The organism is bacterium SCSIO 12696 (assembly GCA_024397955.1).
Classification (GTDB): Bacteria; Pseudomonadota; Gammaproteobacteria; order Pseudomonadales; family Porticoccaceae; genus SCSIO-12696.
Window position 1 is genome coordinate 2,435,598 of sequence record CP073744.1, and the last position, 16,656, is coordinate 2,452,253.

Here is a 16,656-nt window from a genome sequence, read left to right on the forward strand (position 1 = left end):
TTTTTGAACTAAGTTGTATAGAGGCTTGCTATGAATAACATGACTTTCCCGATGGATCGAGCCCGTGCGCTTTCGCCTGTGCGCAATAGCAGCAGCGCCATTGACCTGAATGGCTTGGTGGTGGAGCAACTGGCACACTTTAATATTGACGCCAATAGTGAGCTGGGGCGCAGCCTGGCGGATATTGCCCAAAGCCTTTACCTTTGCCAGGGCGGCGTTGACGATATATGGCAGCTGGCTCAAAGCCATATGCGCGACCTGGACCGCAGCGATCGCATTGCCCTGTTCAATGCCAAAAAATTCCTCTCATTTCAAATTGCCAAGATTCTCGACAGTTTTCAGAACAGCTTTCGGAAGAGCTACCAGCATTTGGGGGAGAGTGGCGCCACTCAGGCGGCGCGCTGTGCGTACCCGATTTTCGATAATGTGACGGCGCTGTTTTCTGCCACCCCAGTTATTGCTCGCACCGCCACCTACACCTTTGCCTGCGCCGACTGGATTGCCGATGCCTTTGAGGGCAAAGAATTTATGCTGCAAATTTACTCGCGACTGCTCAACCCCACCTCCATCGCGCTGGCCAACCATATAGTCGACCTGGAGTGCGGCCCTGAGGCCGGTGAGTACATGGCCTGGAATTACAACAGCGGTATGGCGGCCATCGACGGCACGTTGTCCCATGTGCTGGGCCATGAAGACGTGTTGATTGCCAGCCGCAATATTTACGGCGGTGCCCACCAGTTGATTCACGACTGGTTTGCCAAGCCGTCTAACCTGAATATCGGCGTGGCCCAGTACGATGGCTTTGGTGTGGACGACTTTATGGCCTGCTGGCGGCAGGCGAAACAGCAGTACGCCAAGCGCCTGGACAACGGTAAACAGGCTTATCTGTATATCGAATCACCCTGCAACCCCCACGGCTACGTGCTGGACGTGCCCGCCCTGTGCAAGGCGGCCCACGCCGAAGGGTTGCGTGTGATTCTCGATGCCACCGTGGGCACGCCGGTATTGCAGCAGCCGCTGCGCCACCCAGACCTGGATTGCCGTCCGGATTTTATGATTCACAGTTACACCAAGGATTTGACCGGCACCGGCTCGGTGATTGCCGGTGGTGTGATCGCCCGCAACGAGGATATGTTTATTCCCAAGGGAATGCCCGGCTGGGAAAACACCATGTTCTGGAACGTGTACTACATCAAGGGCGCGTTTTTGTCGGCGGATTCCGCGTTTGAAGTGTTGCAGGGTATGCGCACCCTCAATCTGCGGGTGATCAACAAAGCCATTAACACCGAGATTCTGGCCAACTACTTTGCCGCTCACCCGGATATTCGGGTGAATTGCCACGCCGTTCCCGGTAACGAAAATTATGAGTTGAAAGAGCAGCACCTTAAGCACGGTTTGCCCGCGCCGCTGTTTACCTTTGATATGGGCAGCATTCCCAAAGACTGCTTCCAACGCTTTTTTGATGCCTTGGAGCCCGCCTATTCCCACCAGATCAGCCTTGGCCAGACCAATACCATCGTTAGCTGCCCCGGTTTGACCACTCATTCAGAATTGAGCGAAGAAGACCAGAAAAAGGGCGGTATTTATCCGACCACCGTGCGTATCTCCCTGGGTTGCGAAAACCCCAAGGACTTGATCGTTCACTTTGCCGAAGCGGCCAAGCTGGCCATTGATCCGGTAGTGCCTGGGTTCAGTGAGCAGTTGATGGGGGAGCGCGAGGTGAATCGGTTGATTACCGAAACCTACATAAAGCGTCACCAGCTGTACGTGGAGTCGTTGTTGTAATTCTCCACATCCCGCCATTCCCGCCTTCGCGGGAATGGCGGCAGCGATGTTATTCTGAAGCTACCAGACTTCCACGCAACGAATTCGGTAGCGCCTCTTCAATCAACACATCGGCGAATGTGCCAATCAGGCTGTGGTCGTCGCAGCGGAAGTTCACCACCCGGTTGTTTTCGGTGCGGCTTTGCAATTGGCCGGGGTCTTTTTTGGAAATACCCGTCACCAGCACTCGCTCGGTGTTGCCCACCATATGGCGACTGATGCGCATGGCGTTCTGGCTAATGCGGTCTTGCAATATTTTCAGGCGCTGCTTTTTCACGTCCGCCGGGGTTTCGTCGGGCAAATCGCTGGCGGGGGTGCCGGGGCGGGCGCTGTAAATAAAGCTGAAGCTGGTATCGAAACCGATGTCTTCAATCAGCTTCATGGTGTCGGCAAAGTCTTTTTCGCTCTCGCCGGGGAAGCCGATAATAAAATCGGAGGAAATGCTGATATCCGGCCGAATCTGGCGCAGTTTGCGAATTTTGGACTTGTATTCCAGCGCCGTGTGGCCACGCTTCATGGCCATCAGAATACGATCGGAACCGCTTTGCACCGGCAGGTGCAGGTGGCTGACCAGCTCCGGTACTTCCGCGTAAGCGGCAATCAGACTGTCGCTGAACTCCACCGGGTGGCTGGTGGTGTAGCGGATACGGTCGATGCCATCTACTTCCGCCACGTAGCCTACTAACTCTGCCATATCACAAACATCCCCTTCCGGGGTTTCGCCGCGATAGGCGTTGACGTTTTGCCCCAGCAGGTTGATCTCGCGAACCCCTTGCTCGGACAGGTGAGCCACCTCCGCCAGCACATCCGCCAACGGGCGACTGACTTCTTCGCCGCGGGTGTAGGGCACCACGCAGAAAGTACAGTACTTGGAGCAGCCTTCCATAATGGACACAAACGCAGTGGCGCCGTCCGCTTCCGGCTGCGGCAAGTTGTCGAACTTCTCAATCTCCGGGAAGCTGATGTCCACTACTACCGTACCGTCGGACTGCTCGCTCTCGGTCATCATTTCCGGCAAGCGGTGCAGGGTTTGCGGGCCGAACACCAAATCCACAAAAGGCGCGCGCTTGGCAATGGCCTCACCTTCCTGGCTGGCCACACAGCCGCCCACCCCGATCACCACATCCGGGTTGGCCTCTTTAAATGGCCGCCAGCGTCCCAGTTGGTGGAATACTTTTTCCTGAGCTTTTTCGCGAATGGAGCAGGTGTTGAGCAGCAATACGTCCGCTTCCGCCGGATCGTCGGTGGTGACCATCTCGTGGCTCTCTCCCAGCAGGTCGCGCATACGAGCTGAGTCGTACTCGTTCATTTGGCAGCCGTGGGTGACGATATGCAGTTTTTTGACTGGCTTGTTTTCAGAGATGGTCATGCTGGTTAAATAGTAGTCAAATTCAGGGGGCGCGAAGCATACCACAAAATAAACGCTACTCATGAGCAGTACACAGCTCCATGGTTTATCCCTCGCTCTTCATAATTACTACGTCGTTTCTGCAACTTGATTATTTACAGTGCGCGCAACTGAAATCGGGAGTTGCTATGAAGCGTTTGCCGTTGTTGTTAAAGGGTGGGGTGTTACTGCTGTTGGCGCTATTACTGCTAATACCGCTGAGTATGGTTGATAACCTGGTGAACGAGCGTATGGCACGCCAGCATCAGGTGGAAGCAGAGATTGCCAATAGCACTGCTTCGCAACAATGGCTCGCCGGGCCGCTGTTAACCATTCGCTATACCGAGCGCTGGACGGAACAGAAAGAGCGTCAGAAGAGTGATGGCGATAAATTGTGGAGTGAGAGTTATAACGTGAAACGTGTTGCCAAGCGCGTTTTACGTGTTTACCCACAGCAGCTGCAGCTGGTTGGTCAGATGGCAGTAGAGCCTCGCTACCGAGGTATTTTTGCCGCTCAGGTGTACCACTTGAACAGTGCTCTTAACGGTCACTGGGAGCTGCCTGCTGTAGATACGCTTGCGACTCGGGACGGCAGCAAGGTGTCAGTTGACCGGGTGCAGATGTCCGTGCTGGTCAGTGATCGCAAGGGGTTTTTGAATCAGCCCCAGCTTGCACTGTCGACAGTGGGTGCCAAACCTCAGCAACACACCGTTCTTTTAAAGCCTGGCTCAGGCCTGGACGCCTGGAGCGCCGGTGTGCACGCAGACCTTCCTGTGAATGTGCTATCTGAAACGTCCACTTGGCAGTTTGATATCAAGCTGTTGCTCCAGGGCACCAGCCGATTTGCACTGGTGCCGCTGGCGCATAACAATCAGCTGTCGCTGGCTGGAGACTGGCCACACCCCAGTTTTGACGGTCATTTCTTGCCACTGGACAGGGCAGTTGAGGAGGCGCGCTTTAATGCAGAGTGGCAAGTCACCGCCATGGCCAGCTCCGCCCAGAGTGAACTCAAGCGGGGTTTGGCAGAAAACAACTTCTACCTGGGCAACCTTCAAAATATGGGAGTATCGTTGATTGACCCGGTTTCCGTGTACTCCAATACCGATCGTGCTCTGAAATACGGCTTCTTGTTTGTAGGGCTGACGTTTGCGAGCTTCTTTCTCTATGAACTGCTGATGCGGTTGCGTATCCACCCCATTCAATACGGCTTGGTAGGTTTGGCCCAGGCGTTATTTTTCCTGTTACTGCTGAGCTTATCGGAGCATATGGGATTTGGTGTTGCGTATTTGTTGGCCATGCTCTGCTGCGTAGGGTTGGTGGGTTACTATCTGGCCAGTGTGTTGGGCTCATTAAACCGTGGTGTGATTTTTGCGGTCGCCTTGGCTGGGGTTTACGGCATGCTCTATATGTTGCTGCAATCAGAAGATTACGCACTACTGGGTGGTTCGTTGGCGTTGTTTGGTTTGTTGGTGGGGGCCATGGCACTGACCCGCAAGCTGGATTGGTATCGGCTGGAGTCCCAGTTGGGCAAACCCTCGGTGGATTAAACGGCACTATTAGCAGTAGTCGCGCTTGCTTGCGCCGCTTTGCGGCGCTTTTTTTTATTTCTTATCGGAGTGCCCCAGGTCATGTTCTGGGGCAATGCGATCACGCACCAGTTGCTTCAGCTCGGTGATTTCCGGAAAGCGGCCCTGCTGTTTGCGAGACCATAAAGAAGCGCCATCCAGCCGAATTTCAAAGATACCGCCTTCGGTACCTGGTTTCAGGGTGAGTTGGTCGAGCTCACCTTCGAAGGTGGTCAACAGTTCCTGAGCCATCCAGGAGGCGCGCATCAGCCAACGGCAGCCGGTGCAATACTCAATTTCAATATGGTTGCTCATGGTACTCTCCTCTGATCAATGGTTCACATTTTGTCAGTGTTTGCAGGGTGACACCAGTGCTGTGGGGGTGTATCCTTCGCGCCCATTTTCTGCCAACGCGCTTTGATTGAGCTCTATGTCCAAAACACCGGTTTATCGCGTTACCTTCTTCAATCAGAATGAAGTGTACGAAATTTACTGCCGCCACGTGTATCAGAGTGATCTCTGGGGTTTTCTTGAGGTGGAAGAGTTTGTGTTTAACGAACGCAGCCAGATGATTGTTGATCCGGCGGAAGAAAAGTTGAAAACCGAATTTGCCACCGTCAAGCGCACCTTTGTTCCCATGCACAACGTGGTGCGTATCGACGAAGTGGAGAAGGAAGGCACCGGTAAAATCACCGAGGCCAAGCCCGGCTCTAACGTCAGTCAGTTTCCGTTTCCCAGCGCTGGCGGTAAGCCCGCTGCCGAGTAGCTACTACCATCTTCGTTTCTGGATTTAAAATATCCACCAGCCGTCGATCTTGTCATCCAGCTTGGCTTTACAGCTTTTGAGTTGGGTGTTGTAGCGTTCGGCCTGGCGCTTCACTTTGTTGGCCACCCCAAGTAACCATTTTTTGCTCTGGTAGCTCTTGCGGGCATAGCCGCCTCTGCCCTCGTGGTAGGCCAAATACTGATTGTAGGTATCCCACTTCGATACTTTCAGACGACGCTGGGTGGTATGGGTGTACCAGCCGATAAAGTCGATGGCGTCGTCAAAATCGTCACGATCTGCTCCGGAACGGCCGGTGGCTTTCCGGTAATCCTTCCAGGCCGGGTTCTGTGCCTGGGCATATCCGTAGGCAGAGGATTGTCGCGGTAGGGGGATAAACAGGAACCATTTGCGCTTGGGCTGAGCGTTGTGCACGAATCGGGACTCCTGATGCATGATCGCCATCATCACGTGAATGGGAGTGCCCCAACGCTTATTCGCGTCGATGGCGGCTTCGTACCAATCTGTTTCTCCATAAAAGATGTCACACAAATCATTCGGGTCGTCGGGCCGATACGCCGAACAGCCTGCCAACAGGGTAGCCATCGCCAGTATTGTGAGAGCACGTTTAATCATGGCGGCAATCATAATCCGATTTTGCACACAGGTGTGGGACGACCTTGGTATTTGCTGCTATACCTTTACCTATGGAGTATTCGAAACTCAAACATTTGGCCGGCGAACAGCAATGGTTTAGCCAGCGGCAAATTGCCCAATGGTTACAGGTAAAAACCACCATTGTGGCGGATTTGATTCGATACTTGTTCAAAACCGGCGAATTTGACCCCGATAGCCACTGTGTGAAGCAACAGATGGTACAAACTGAGGGGGCACGACAAGTACGCCGCGAGGTCAATTGCTACAGCCGTCAAGTGGTTCTAGCGGTTGCCTGGCGAGTCCATTCAGAGGCCGGTGAGGCGTTTCGATGCTGGGCGTCAGAATTGTTGGAGCAACAGCTTTGCCAAGGCTTCACGGTGTGCGAGGAGCAGCTCGCCGATTCAGCCAGTTCGCAGCGGGCGTTACGCTCTGTTCTTGAGGGGCTGCCAGTTGGCAATACACCTTGCGCAGCCGATAGCAGCGATGGGCAGTTAGCAACGCTGCTGGAAGCAGTGCATTTGACGTTGCTCAAGCTTTACGAATTTGACAGCCAGCGGGTGACGTTGCGTAACACCAGTATGTTGGCCGCCCAGCCGTTGGATTACTTCGAAGCGGATCATGGGGTTCGCTGGCTCCGTGATGCACTGTTTCCAGAGGGGGATGCAGGCGGTTTTGGTTGTGAAAAGCCGGGCCAATTGGAAGCGTTGTTGATGGTGGTGTTTGGCGCTGATAAGCCCCGCTATTCCAGTATTGAGCAAAAGGCGATCTATTTACTCTGGTTGGTGATCCACCGTCGTCCATTTGAAGAGGGCAATGTACAGCTGGCTGTATTTCTGTTTGCTTGGTTCTTGCAGCGCAACGGCTTGTGGCAGAGGGAGGATGGCAGTCGACGCCTACAAAACAGCGCTTTGGTTTCTATGGCATTGCTTATAGCGCGCAGCAGCGACGAAGAGTGCGATCTTGTGGTGTCGCTGCTGGCGGGATTGATTAACCGGGAGAATTGATTCGGCTGCGGGCGACGAGCTGCTCGCAGCCAGTAGCCCGCTGCTCGACGCTTTACTGCATGTCCTCTGGCAATTTACTGGGGTCAAACTCGCCAACCTTGGTAGCGAAGCTCCAACGATAGCCATCCAGATCTTTGGCGCTGTACATGCGGTCACCCCAGAACATATCTTCTGGCTCCATGGTCACTTCTGCGCTACTGGCGGTTGCTTGTTGGTGGTGTTTGTTCACATCTTCACAATACACAAACAGGCCAATTCCCTGGTCGCCGCCGGTACTGTTCGGGCTGCGAGCGCTGTTCTCCCAGGCACCTTCCAGGCCCAACATGAGGCGCACACTTCCGAAGATCATTTCGCAGTGAATAATTTCGCCTTTCTGTACCAAAGGCTCTCCGTCTCGCTGAAAGCCGAAGGCTTTTTCGTAGAAGTCCATGGCGGCTTCTGGGTCTTTTACCACTAAATAGGGCATCAGTTGTGGGCAATTGTCGGGCATAAAAGACATGGGGATTCCTTGTTGGTCATTACTAAATGGTGTGGAAAGTATAGTGCAGTAATAGCGTCGAGAGGTTTCGACTGATGCCTTACGTCGGCAAATATTGACAAACTTGAGTACAGCTCACACCATGAATGCGACCGCTCATTATCCATTGGCGAGTGTTTGCCAACTGGTCGGCAAAATTGCCGTGATTGGGTTACAGGACGTGCTCCGGTCCGCAGGGTATAAATTACCCCAAACATAATTACTAAATATAATTAATAGTGATCGGAGGCAGGTGTGATTAAATTGTGTCCCAAGTGTGTTCTTGCGGTAGGTGTGGGTTTATTGGCCAGCGTCGGCTTGGCGCTTTGCGTTAAAAACGCACATCTGTGGAGTGTTTTTGCGTTGGTGGCGGCCGTTGGTGCCTGCATGTTGTTGGGTGAAACCCTGCCCGCAGAAGATTCAGAGTCAAAGCAGCGTACAAGTCATAGCCACTAAATCAATTATCACTGTTAAATAATCTAATCTTTCAGTGCTTTATAGCCACCGCTGTGAAACAGTAACGGTGGTTCGTCATTGCAATCAAAATCTTCTACGCGCCCAACCAAAATGATGTGGTCGCCGCCATCGTGCTGTTGTTCCATGGTGCAGATAAAGCGGGCGCTGTAATCTTCTAGTAGCGGTGTGCCATTGTCGTCTGCCTGCCATGTGACGGCGGCAAATTTATTGTTTTCTTTGGACGCAAACGTATTGGACACACTTTGTTGTTCAGCGGTCAGTACGTGAATGGCAAAGTGCTCGGCGTTGGTAAAGCTGTGAAAACAGCTGGATTGTTTGGCGATACTCCAAAGAACCAACGGCGGCTCCAGGGATACCGATGAAAAGCTGTTGGCGGTCATGCCTTCAGGGGTGCCATCGGATTTGCTGGTGGTGATAACGGTAACCCCGGTGGCAAAGCAGCCAAGGGCGTTTCTCAATTGTCGTTGTTGGTCTGCAGAAGACATCGTTCTTTTATTGTTGATATCACGGTGGCTGGATTGTGCCTGAGGCTGATGGCAATAGCTACAGTTGTGGCAGGGAGAGGGCGGTTTCCGATTTGACCTCTTGCATGGAAACATAGGTGTGTGTTTCGCGCACGTTGGGAATGCTGGCCAGTTGTTCGCCCAAAAAGCGGCGGTAGGACTGCATGTCCTGAGTGCGAATTTTCAACAGATAGTCAAAGCCTCCAGACATCATGTGGCACTCCAAAACCTCGTCGATTTGACGCACGGCACTGTTGAAATCGTCCAGGTCTTTGGTGGATGTACTTTGCAGCGACACCTGAATAAACGCCAACAGCCCCGCTTGCAGCTTGTAGGGGTCTAAAAGGCAAGTGTAGCGTTGAATATAACCTTCACGTTCCAACCGCTTGACGCGCTCCAGGCAGGGAGGTGGCGTCAGGTGAACCAGCTCGGCGAGTTCAACGTTGGATATCTTGCTGTTCCGTTGCAGCAGCTTAAGAATCTGTAGATCCACTCGGTCCAGAGGTTTGTTTTTTCGAGTCATAGCTATCGCTGGTCTGTGTGTAGCCATCATTGTATGTGTTCTCATCGGCAACATCACCACTGCCCAGGCAGCGGTTTGGCTCTGGTAAATCCACAGCTCACTACATATCAGTAGACTTTCACGCCAATTTGCTTGTATCTTCGGGTTTTACTCGCTTGAGCCAGAAGGTATGTCAGCCAACGAACAAGCCCCACTTTCTGAACTGTTTCACCAGCACATCAGTAACAAGTTTTCAGTGTTTCTCACTACCATGGAACGCTGTGGCTGGGAGCACTTGCTGATTTCCTCCGGGGCGGAGCTGGTGCAGTTTCGCGATGATCAACATTACCCGTTTAAGGTGAACCCCTATTTCAAGGAGTGGTTGCCACTGACGGAGCGGCCTAACTGTTACCTGCTGATTTCTGAAGATGAAGTACGCCCCAAGCTGTTTGTAAAAGCCTGTCAGGATTACTGGCACAGCACCCCGGAAACCTTGCGTGATGGATACGATGGGGCCATTGATGTGGTGCCTTACCAAGACACTGCCGGGCTATTCGCCCAATTGCCCAGAGACACTCGTTGGCTGGCGTATTTGGGTCCCAAAATGACCGCCATGTCTGGCTTTAGCGATACCCAGCGCAACCCGCAGGGGCTCATGAACCAGATTGATTGGCTGAGAGCGATAAAAAGCCCTTATGAGCAAACCTGTATCCGCCGCGCCAATGAGATTGCCGCTCGCGGCCATAAAGCCGCAGAGAGGGCTTTTAAAGCCGGCAAATCGGAAGTAGAGATTCACCTGGATTATCTTCAGGCGGTGAAGTGCAGTGACCAGCATTTGCCGTACGGAGCCATTGTGGCACTCAATGAAAATGCTGGCGTTCTTCACCACACACGCTTGCAGCGCCAGGCACCGGATGAAATGCGTTCTTTTTTGCTCGATGCCGGGGTCAGTGTTAACGGTTATGCGTCAGATATTACCCGTACCTACGCGGCCAAAAAGAAATCCACCTTCCATAAACTGGTCAGCGCTCTTGATGAGGCTCAGCAAGCGCTCATAGACACCATCGTGCCGGGCATGAGCTATGTGGATTTGCACATGGATATGCATCGCCGCATCGGTGAGATTTTAATTGAGTTTGACGTTCTGACCTGTGACCTGGATACGGCCATGGAGTTGGGTCTTACCCTACCTTTCCTGCCCCATGGCCTGGGGCATTTGTTGGGTGTGCAGGTGCATGACAAGGGTGGGCACCAGCTTGCCCCTGATGGTGGTGACAGCCCGCCGCCGCTTCACCATCCGCATCTGCGCCTTACCCGTACCATCGAAGTAGGGCAGGTATTCACCATCGAACCGGGAATTTACTTTATTCCAATGCTGTTACAACCCGTACGAGATGGTGTGTACAGTGGCCATATTAACTGGGATAAAGTGGATGAGCTTATGCCCTATGGTGGCGTTCGAATTGAAGACAACGTCCTGGTTACACCGGATGGCATAGAGAATATGACCAGAAAAGCGTTTGATTGTGCTTAGCTAATAAAATTAGGCTTAAATGCTGTTTTTGTGATTTTTGAAAATATTAAACGCTGAATTTATGGAATAATTATCTAGTCTTTGTTCGATAATAGGCTTCTGTGGCTGTCAATAAATCACGGAGCCTGCCCATGACCACATTCCCCCCACCCTTATCTGAATTACGCGCCAGTATTCGTGCTAATACACACGCCGACGAAGCGGCCTGTGTCGAACGCCTGTTGGCTGCATCAACGCTTACAGAGACTCAACGTACTCAAGTTGTTGCCAAAGGCCGTGAGCTGGTAGCGGGTTGCCGGCAAGACTCCGATAAAGCCGGCACTCTGGATTTGTTTATGCAGGAGTTTAGCCTATCCAGCAAAGAGGGTGTGGCGCTGATGTGCCTGGCGGAATCCTTGCTGCGAGTGCCGGACGCAGAAACCGCCGACGAACTGATTGCGGAAAAGATTCTTTCCGGTGACTGGGGGGAACACGCCGGACAATCTGACTCCCTGTTTGTTAACGCCTCCACCTGGGGATTGATGCTCACTGGCCGTGTGGTGAGCCTGGAGTCCGAGGTCACCGAGAACACCGATAGCTGGCTGAAAAGGCTGGTAAACCGGGTTTCTGAACCCGTGGTGCGCGCCGCCGTGCGTCAGGCCATGAAAATTATGGGTCAGCAATACGTACTGGGCCGGGATATCGAAGAGGCCATTGATCGTGGTCGCAAAGAAAATACCCCTGGCACCCGTTTTTCCTTCGATATGCTGGGAGAGGGCGCTCGCACCATGAAAGACGCAGAGCGCTACTTTCACGCCTATATGGAGGCGATTCGCGAAATCGGCAAGCGGGAAGACAAGGATGATGTTATCGAGGCCAATGGCATCTCGGTAAAGTTCTCCGCCCTGCATCCCCGCTACCAATACGTTCAAGAAGCCCGCGTCATCAACGAAATGGTACCGCGCATTCGCGAACTGGCACTGGAGGCCAAAAGGTACGGTCTCGGCTTTAGCGTGGATGCGGAAGAAGCAGATCGCCTGGATATCTCTCTGGATATTTTTGAATCATTAGCTCGTGACCCAGCATTAAAAGATTGGGATGGCCTCGGCTTTGTGTTGCAAGCCTACGGCAAACGTGCGCCCTTTGTGGCGGACTGGCTGGCGGAGCTGGCCCGCGATGCCGGCCGAAAAATCATGGTGCGCCTGGTAAAAGGCGCTTACTGGGATACGGAAATCAAATTGGCTCAGGAAGAGGGTTACAAAGACTTTCCGGTATACACCCGCAAGGCGAACACCGATCTCAGCTATCAAATTTGTGCCACCAAATTGCTGGAAGCTCAAGACGTTATCTATCCGCAATTTGCCACCCACAATGCTCACACTGCCGCGTTGATTCTGGAACTTGCTCGAGGAAAGAATTTTGAATTCCAACGCTTGCACGGTATGGGCGACTTGCTGCATATGCAACTCGCCAAGGGTGTAGATGGCCACCCAGCCCCAGTTCGCGTATACGCCCCGGTGGGTGCCCACAAAGACCTGCTGCCCTACTTGGTGCGCCGCCTGCTGGAAAACGGCGCCAACAGCTCTTTCGTCAATCGCTTTATGGACAAAGAGTGTCCGGTGGAGCAGGTGATTACCGATGTGCAAACCGATGTGGAAAGCAGCTCCGCACGGCGCCACGGGGCTATTCCACTGCCGGTGGATATCTTTCGCCAAGCCGGGGAAATGCGTTCGGATACTCATGGTATCGACTTGGCCAATGCCGATACGGCCAACCGCTTGCTGCAAGTGGTGGAATCCATGGCTGACGAAACCTGGACTACCGGCCCCATTATCGGTGGCAAAGAAAATACCGCCGATGGTCAGGATGTGGTGAGCCCTACGGACAATACCATTGTCGTTGGTACCTGCCGCAGGGCCTCTGTCGAGGAGGTGAGCAACGCTCTGGAACTGGCCCACAACGCGCAGCCTGCCTGGGACGCTCTCGGTGGCGAAGCCCGCGCCGAGATTCTGGAAAAAGCCGCCGATATGATGGAAGCGCGTATGGCGCAGCTGATTGGCGTGATCACCTATGAAGCGGGTCGTACCCTTAACGACGGTGTGTCTGAAGTGCGAGAGGCGGTGGACTTCCTGCGTTACTACGCCCTGCAAGCCCGCAAGCGATTCTCCATAAACAAAGAGTCGGCACCGGAGAAAGTCACCGGCCCCTTGGGTGAAGTGGCAGAGCACAGCCTGCACGGTCGCGGGGTGTTCTTCTGCATCAGCCCGTGGAACTTCCCGCTGGCGATTTTTGTGGGTCAGATAGCAGCGGCATTGGCGTCTGGTAATTCCGTTATTGCCAAGCCTGCGGACCCCACGCCCATTATCGCTTCTGAAGGCATCAAAATTCTGCACCAAGCAGGCGTACCCGGCGACGTACTTAATTTTGTGCCAGGCCCTGGCTCTGTGCTGGGTAATATTCTCAATAGCGATTCCCGTGTGAAAGGAGTGGCCTTTACGGGCTCTACCGAAGTGGCTATGGAGATACAGAAAACTCTGGTTTCTCGTGGAGGTGTTCCCAGTGACAAAGAGGTGCCGGTATTGATTGCCGAAACCGGCGGCCAGAATTCCATGATTGTGGACTCCTCTTCCTTGCCGGAGCAGGTGGTGGACGACGCCATTCGCTCCGCGTTCCTCAGCGCAGGGCAGCGCTGTTCGGCGTTGCGGGTGATGTACATTCAGGATGATATCGCCGATGGTGTGATCGACATGCTCAAAGGAGCCATGCAGGAACTGACCATCGGCAACCCCTGGGAACTGGCTACCGATGTCGGCCCAGTAATCGATGACAGCGCCCGTCAGGGTCTGTTGCAACATATCGATAACATGAAACAACAGGCTCGTCTGCACTACGCCTGCAACGTGCCCGAAGGTTTTGAAAACGGTACCTTTGTCGCCCCTCATCTGTTCGAGTTAAACACCGTTGAACAACTGCCTGGCGAAGTGTTTGGCCCCATTCTGCACGTTATTCGCTTCGATAAAGACGACTTTAAAAACGTTATCGACGAAATCAACGGTACCGGTTTTGGCCTTACTCTGGGGGTGCACAGTCGCATCGAACGTTTTGCCAGCGATGTGGTGAAAATGACCCGCGTGGGCAACAACTACATCAACCGCAACACCGTGGGTGCTGTGGTTGGGGTAAACCCTTTCGGTGGTCAGGGGCTCTCCGGCACTGGCCCCAAAGCGGGCGGTCCCAATTACATGACCCGTTTCTCCAGCGAAAACATCAACATCATCGAGGCGGGCATTGAGAAAGTGCCGGTGCAACCTGGGGATGCTGTACCTGCGGCCAACGCCATTATCGGTGGTCAGGAAATGACTCAAGTGGGCGCTGAGGAAGTATCTGCTGCCATGGACATGGCCAGCAATGCTCAGCTGGGGTGGAATCTGTCTCGTGGCGATGCGCGCGCGTTGATCCTGGAAAAAGCCGCCGATCTGATCGGACAGCGCATGTGCGATCAACAAGCTGCTGCCACAGCGTGCCGCTACTACGCTCAGCAGTCTCGTGAAAAATGTCAGGCTCCGGTTATGTTGCCAGGGCCAACCGGTGAAACCAACGAGCTAACCCTGAACGGCCGCGGTGTATTTTTCTGCGCGGTGGAAGATGGCATAGGCGTTGCCCAATTCGTAGAACAGATAGCGGCTGCGTTGGCCGCCGGTAACGGTGTAATTGCCAAGCCCGCCAGTGAGAATGCCCTGCTGGCAGCGGAAATGGTGAAAGCCTTGCTGGATGCAGGTATTCCCAACCAACTGCTGCACTTTTTGCCGGGCGACCATACCACCAAACAGGTTACCGCTGATCTCCGTACCGCGGGTATTGCTTGGCGCGGAGAGGTGGAGCAGGCTCTGCAAATGCAACGGGATATGGCTGAACGCGGCGGCGCCATCGCACCCATGGTAGTAGAGGCGGGTGGTCCCAACTATTTGGTGCGCTTTGCGGTGGAAAAAACCACCACAGTAAATATTGTGGCAACGGGCGGAAACGCGCTGTTATTAAATCTGGATGAATCTGTGTAGCTTTAGTGGGATGAGGCGCAGCCTGGAACGGTCTGTCATTTGGGGTCTATCAGCTGAACCACCTGAATGTTCGCCTCTCGGTGTTTGCCAGCGGCGCGTAGTTTATTCAGGTACTCCTGCCAAAAACGGTCGTGGTGCTGGCCCAGCTCGTACAGGTAGTCCCAGGTGTAAATGCCAGAATCGTGGCCGTCGTCAAAGAACAGTCGCAGAGCGTAGTTACCCGCCCGCTGTATTCGCTCAATGGCCACACCTTTCTTGCCGTGCTGTAGCACTTCCTGGCCGGGGCCATGGCCTTTGACTTCTGCACTTGGAGAATACACCCGCAGGAATTCGGCGCTCAGCTCAAACTGCGCGCTGTCGCTGTAGGTGATGGCCAGGATGTTACTGGCTTTGTGCAGCTTGATTTTAGTGGGAGTCATGTTGATTCTCGTCATTGCGAGCGAAGCGCGGCAATCTCGATCAGTTTAGCAGTGACTTGATGGAGATTGCCGCGCTTCGCTCGCAATGACGCGGTTTATTTAAAGAATAAACCGCGACAAATCCTCATCCTGACTGAGTTCGCCAAGAGCGTCATTGACGTAGTCCGTATCGATGGTGACCTTGTCGCCTTTGGCGGCCAGGTCGGCGGCTTCAAAGGAGACCGCTTCCAGTAACCGCTCCAGCATGGTGTGCAGGCGGCGGGCACCGATGTTTTCAGTTTTTTCGTTCACTTCAAAGGCCAGCTCCGCCAAGCGACGAATGCCGTCGTCGGCAAACGCCACAGCCAAACCTTCGGTGGCCAACAATTCCCGGTACTGCTCGGTAAGAGACGCGGTGGGCTCGGTGAGGATGCGTTCGAAATCGTTGGCGGTGAGGGATTCCAATTCTACGCGAATCGGCAGGCGGCCCTGCAATTCGGGAATCAAATCCGACGGCTTGGTGAGGTGGAAAGCGCCGGAGCCAATAAACAGAATGTGGTCGGTTTTGATCATGCCGTATTTGGTAGTGATGGTGCAGCCTTCAATCAGTGGCAGCAAGTCACGCTGCACACCCTCGCGGGATACATCGGCACCGGAGGTGTCGGCGCGTTTGGCCACTTTGTCGATCTCATCGATAAACACAATGCCGTTTTGCTCCGCTGCTTCAATGGCCCGACTTTTGATGTCTTCTTCGTTCACCAGTTTGGCGGCTTCGTCGTCGCGCAACATCACCAGCGCTTTGGAAACCGGCATCTTGGCTTTTTTGGTTTTGTTGGAACCCAGGTTGGAGAACATGCCCTGCAGCTGGTTGGTCATTTCTTCCATGCCGGGAGGGGCCATAATCTCTACGCCCAGTGCGGCGCTCACTTCAATTTCAATTTCCTTGTCGTCCAGCTGGCCTTCGCGCAATTTTTTACGAAACACCTGGCGGGTGCTGGATTCTTTGTCTTCCTCACCTTGAGGGCTGCGGGCGGGGGGCAACAGAATATCGAGAATGCGTTCTTCGGCGGCGTCGGTGGCACGCTGTTGCACCTTCTGCATTTCCTGTTCACGCACTTGTTTAACAGCGGTTTCCACCAGGTCGCGCACAATGGAGTCCACCTCGCGGCCCACGTAACCCACCTCGGTAAACTTGGTGGCTTCCACTTTGATAAAAGGCGCGTTGGAGAGTCGTGCCAGGCGGCGGGCAATTTCGGTTTTACCGACGCCGGTGGGGCCGATCATCAGAATATTTTTTGGGGTCACTTCGTTGCGCAACTCTTCGTTCAGTTGCATACGGCGCCAGCGGTTGCGCAGGGCAATAGCGACGGCGCGCTTGGCTTTGTCCTGGCCAATAATGTGTTGGTCCAGTTCGGAAACAATTTCTCTTGGGGTCATATTGGACATGTAATGAGTAATCCTGTGGTTTGTCATTGCGAGCCTGGCCGA

Annotated in this window: 15 protein-coding genes; 7 read left to right on the forward strand and 8 right to left on the reverse strand. The window is 53.8% G+C overall.

Translation table 11 applies throughout. From position 1 onward, the window contains the following. Positions 1 to 51: 51 nt before the first annotated feature. Positions 52 to 1,785 carry a PLP-dependent transferase gene (locus KFE80_11260; GenBank protein UTW46705.1) on the forward strand — a complete coding sequence of 578 codons (1,734 nt, stop codon included), beginning with the start codon at positions 52 to 54 and terminating at the stop codon, positions 1,783 to 1,785. A 49-nt stretch (positions 1,786 to 1,834) separates the two neighbouring features. Here the strand turns inward: KFE80_11260 and miaB are convergent, their stop codons facing one another. Beyond that, positions 1,835 to 3,193, reverse strand: a complete 1,359-nt coding sequence (gene miaB / locus KFE80_11265; protein UTW46706.1) for a tRNA (N6-isopentenyl adenosine(37)-C2)-methylthiotransferase MiaB — start codon at positions 3,191 to 3,193, stop codon at positions 1,835 to 1,837. 167 nt (positions 3,194 to 3,360) lie between these two features. On the opposite strand from miaB, the gene creD reads away from it, so the two are divergent. Then, entirely contained in the window at positions 3,361 to 4,758 is a 1,398-nt protein-coding gene (gene creD / locus KFE80_11270; protein UTW44952.1) for a cell envelope integrity protein CreD, read from the forward strand. A 54-nt stretch (positions 4,759 to 4,812) separates the two neighbouring features. On the opposite strand, the gene KFE80_11275 is transcribed toward creD, so the two are convergent. Further along, on the reverse strand, positions 4,813 to 5,091 hold the full coding sequence (locus KFE80_11275) for a SelT/SelW/SelH family protein (protein UTW44953.1): 279 nt from the start codon (positions 5,089 to 5,091) through the stop codon (positions 4,813 to 4,815). Positions 5,092 to 5,206: 115 nt separating this feature from the next. Here KFE80_11275 and KFE80_11280 point away from each other — a divergent pair, with 115 nt between their 5' ends. Continuing rightward, positions 5,207 to 5,542 carry a DUF1820 family protein gene (locus tag KFE80_11280; GenBank protein ID UTW44954.1) on the forward strand — a complete coding sequence of 112 codons (336 nt, stop codon included), beginning with the start codon at positions 5,207 to 5,209 and terminating at the stop codon, positions 5,540 to 5,542. Positions 5,543 to 5,566: 24 nt separating this feature from the next. Here the strand turns inward: KFE80_11280 and KFE80_11285 are convergent, their stop codons facing one another. Beyond that, a complete protein-coding gene (locus KFE80_11285; GenBank protein UTW44955.1) occupies positions 5,567 to 6,175 on the reverse strand; it encodes a transglycosylase SLT domain-containing protein in 609 nt (202 codons plus the stop codon). 71 nt (positions 6,176 to 6,246) lie between these two features. On the opposite strand from KFE80_11285, the gene KFE80_11290 reads away from it, so the two are divergent. Continuing rightward, the gene (locus tag KFE80_11290) at positions 6,247 to 7,200 is read left to right on the forward strand and encodes a virulence RhuM family protein (GenBank protein ID UTW44956.1); all 954 of its coding nucleotides are present in this window, start codon (positions 6,247 to 6,249) and stop codon (positions 7,198 to 7,200) included. A gap of 52 nt (positions 7,201 to 7,252) precedes the next feature. Here KFE80_11290 and KFE80_11295 read toward each other — a convergent pair whose 3' ends face one another. Then, complete coding sequence (locus KFE80_11295; protein UTW44957.1) at positions 7,253 to 7,699, reverse strand: VOC family protein; 447 nt, start codon at positions 7,697 to 7,699, stop codon at positions 7,253 to 7,255. A 273-nt stretch (positions 7,700 to 7,972) separates the two neighbouring features. On the opposite strand from KFE80_11295, the gene KFE80_11300 reads away from it, so the two are divergent. Continuing rightward, positions 7,973 to 8,173, forward strand: a complete 201-nt coding sequence (locus KFE80_11300; protein ID UTW44958.1) for a hypothetical protein — start codon at positions 7,973 to 7,975, stop codon at positions 8,171 to 8,173. A gap of 23 nt (positions 8,174 to 8,196) precedes the next feature. On the opposite strand, the gene KFE80_11305 is transcribed toward KFE80_11300, so the two are convergent. Beyond that, positions 8,197 to 8,679, reverse strand: coding sequence for a flavin reductase family protein (locus tag KFE80_11305; protein ID UTW44959.1), 483 nt, complete (start codon positions 8,677 to 8,679; stop codon positions 8,197 to 8,199). Positions 8,680 to 8,737: 58 nt separating this feature from the next. Then, positions 8,738 to 9,220, reverse strand: coding sequence for an Lrp/AsnC ligand binding domain-containing protein (locus tag KFE80_11310; protein ID UTW44960.1), 483 nt, complete (start codon positions 9,218 to 9,220; stop codon positions 8,738 to 8,740). Positions 9,221 to 9,389: 169 nt separating this feature from the next. Here KFE80_11310 and pepQ point away from each other — a divergent pair, with 169 nt between their 5' ends. Together pepQ and putA are read left to right on the forward strand one after the other, a co-directional pair. Further along, entirely contained in the window at positions 9,390 to 10,733 is a 1,344-nt protein-coding gene (gene pepQ / locus KFE80_11315) for a Xaa-Pro dipeptidase (GenBank protein UTW44961.1), read from the forward strand. 131 nt (positions 10,734 to 10,864) lie between these two features. Continuing rightward, a complete protein-coding gene (gene putA / locus KFE80_11320; GenBank protein ID UTW44962.1) occupies positions 10,865 to 14,770 on the forward strand; it encodes a bifunctional proline dehydrogenase/L-glutamate gamma-semialdehyde dehydrogenase PutA in 3,906 nt (1,301 codons plus the stop codon). Positions 14,771 to 14,805: 35 nt separating this feature from the next. On the opposite strand, the gene KFE80_11325 is transcribed toward putA, so the two are convergent. Next, positions 14,806 to 15,195 carry a DUF971 domain-containing protein gene (locus tag KFE80_11325; GenBank protein UTW46707.1) on the reverse strand — a complete coding sequence of 130 codons (390 nt, stop codon included), beginning with the start codon at positions 15,193 to 15,195 and terminating at the stop codon, positions 14,806 to 14,808. A 93-nt stretch (positions 15,196 to 15,288) separates the two neighbouring features. Then, positions 15,289 to 16,614, reverse strand: a complete 1,326-nt coding sequence (hslU, locus tag KFE80_11330) for an ATP-dependent protease ATPase subunit HslU (protein ID UTW44963.1) — start codon at positions 16,612 to 16,614, stop codon at positions 15,289 to 15,291. Positions 16,615 to 16,656: the final 42 nt, after the last annotated feature.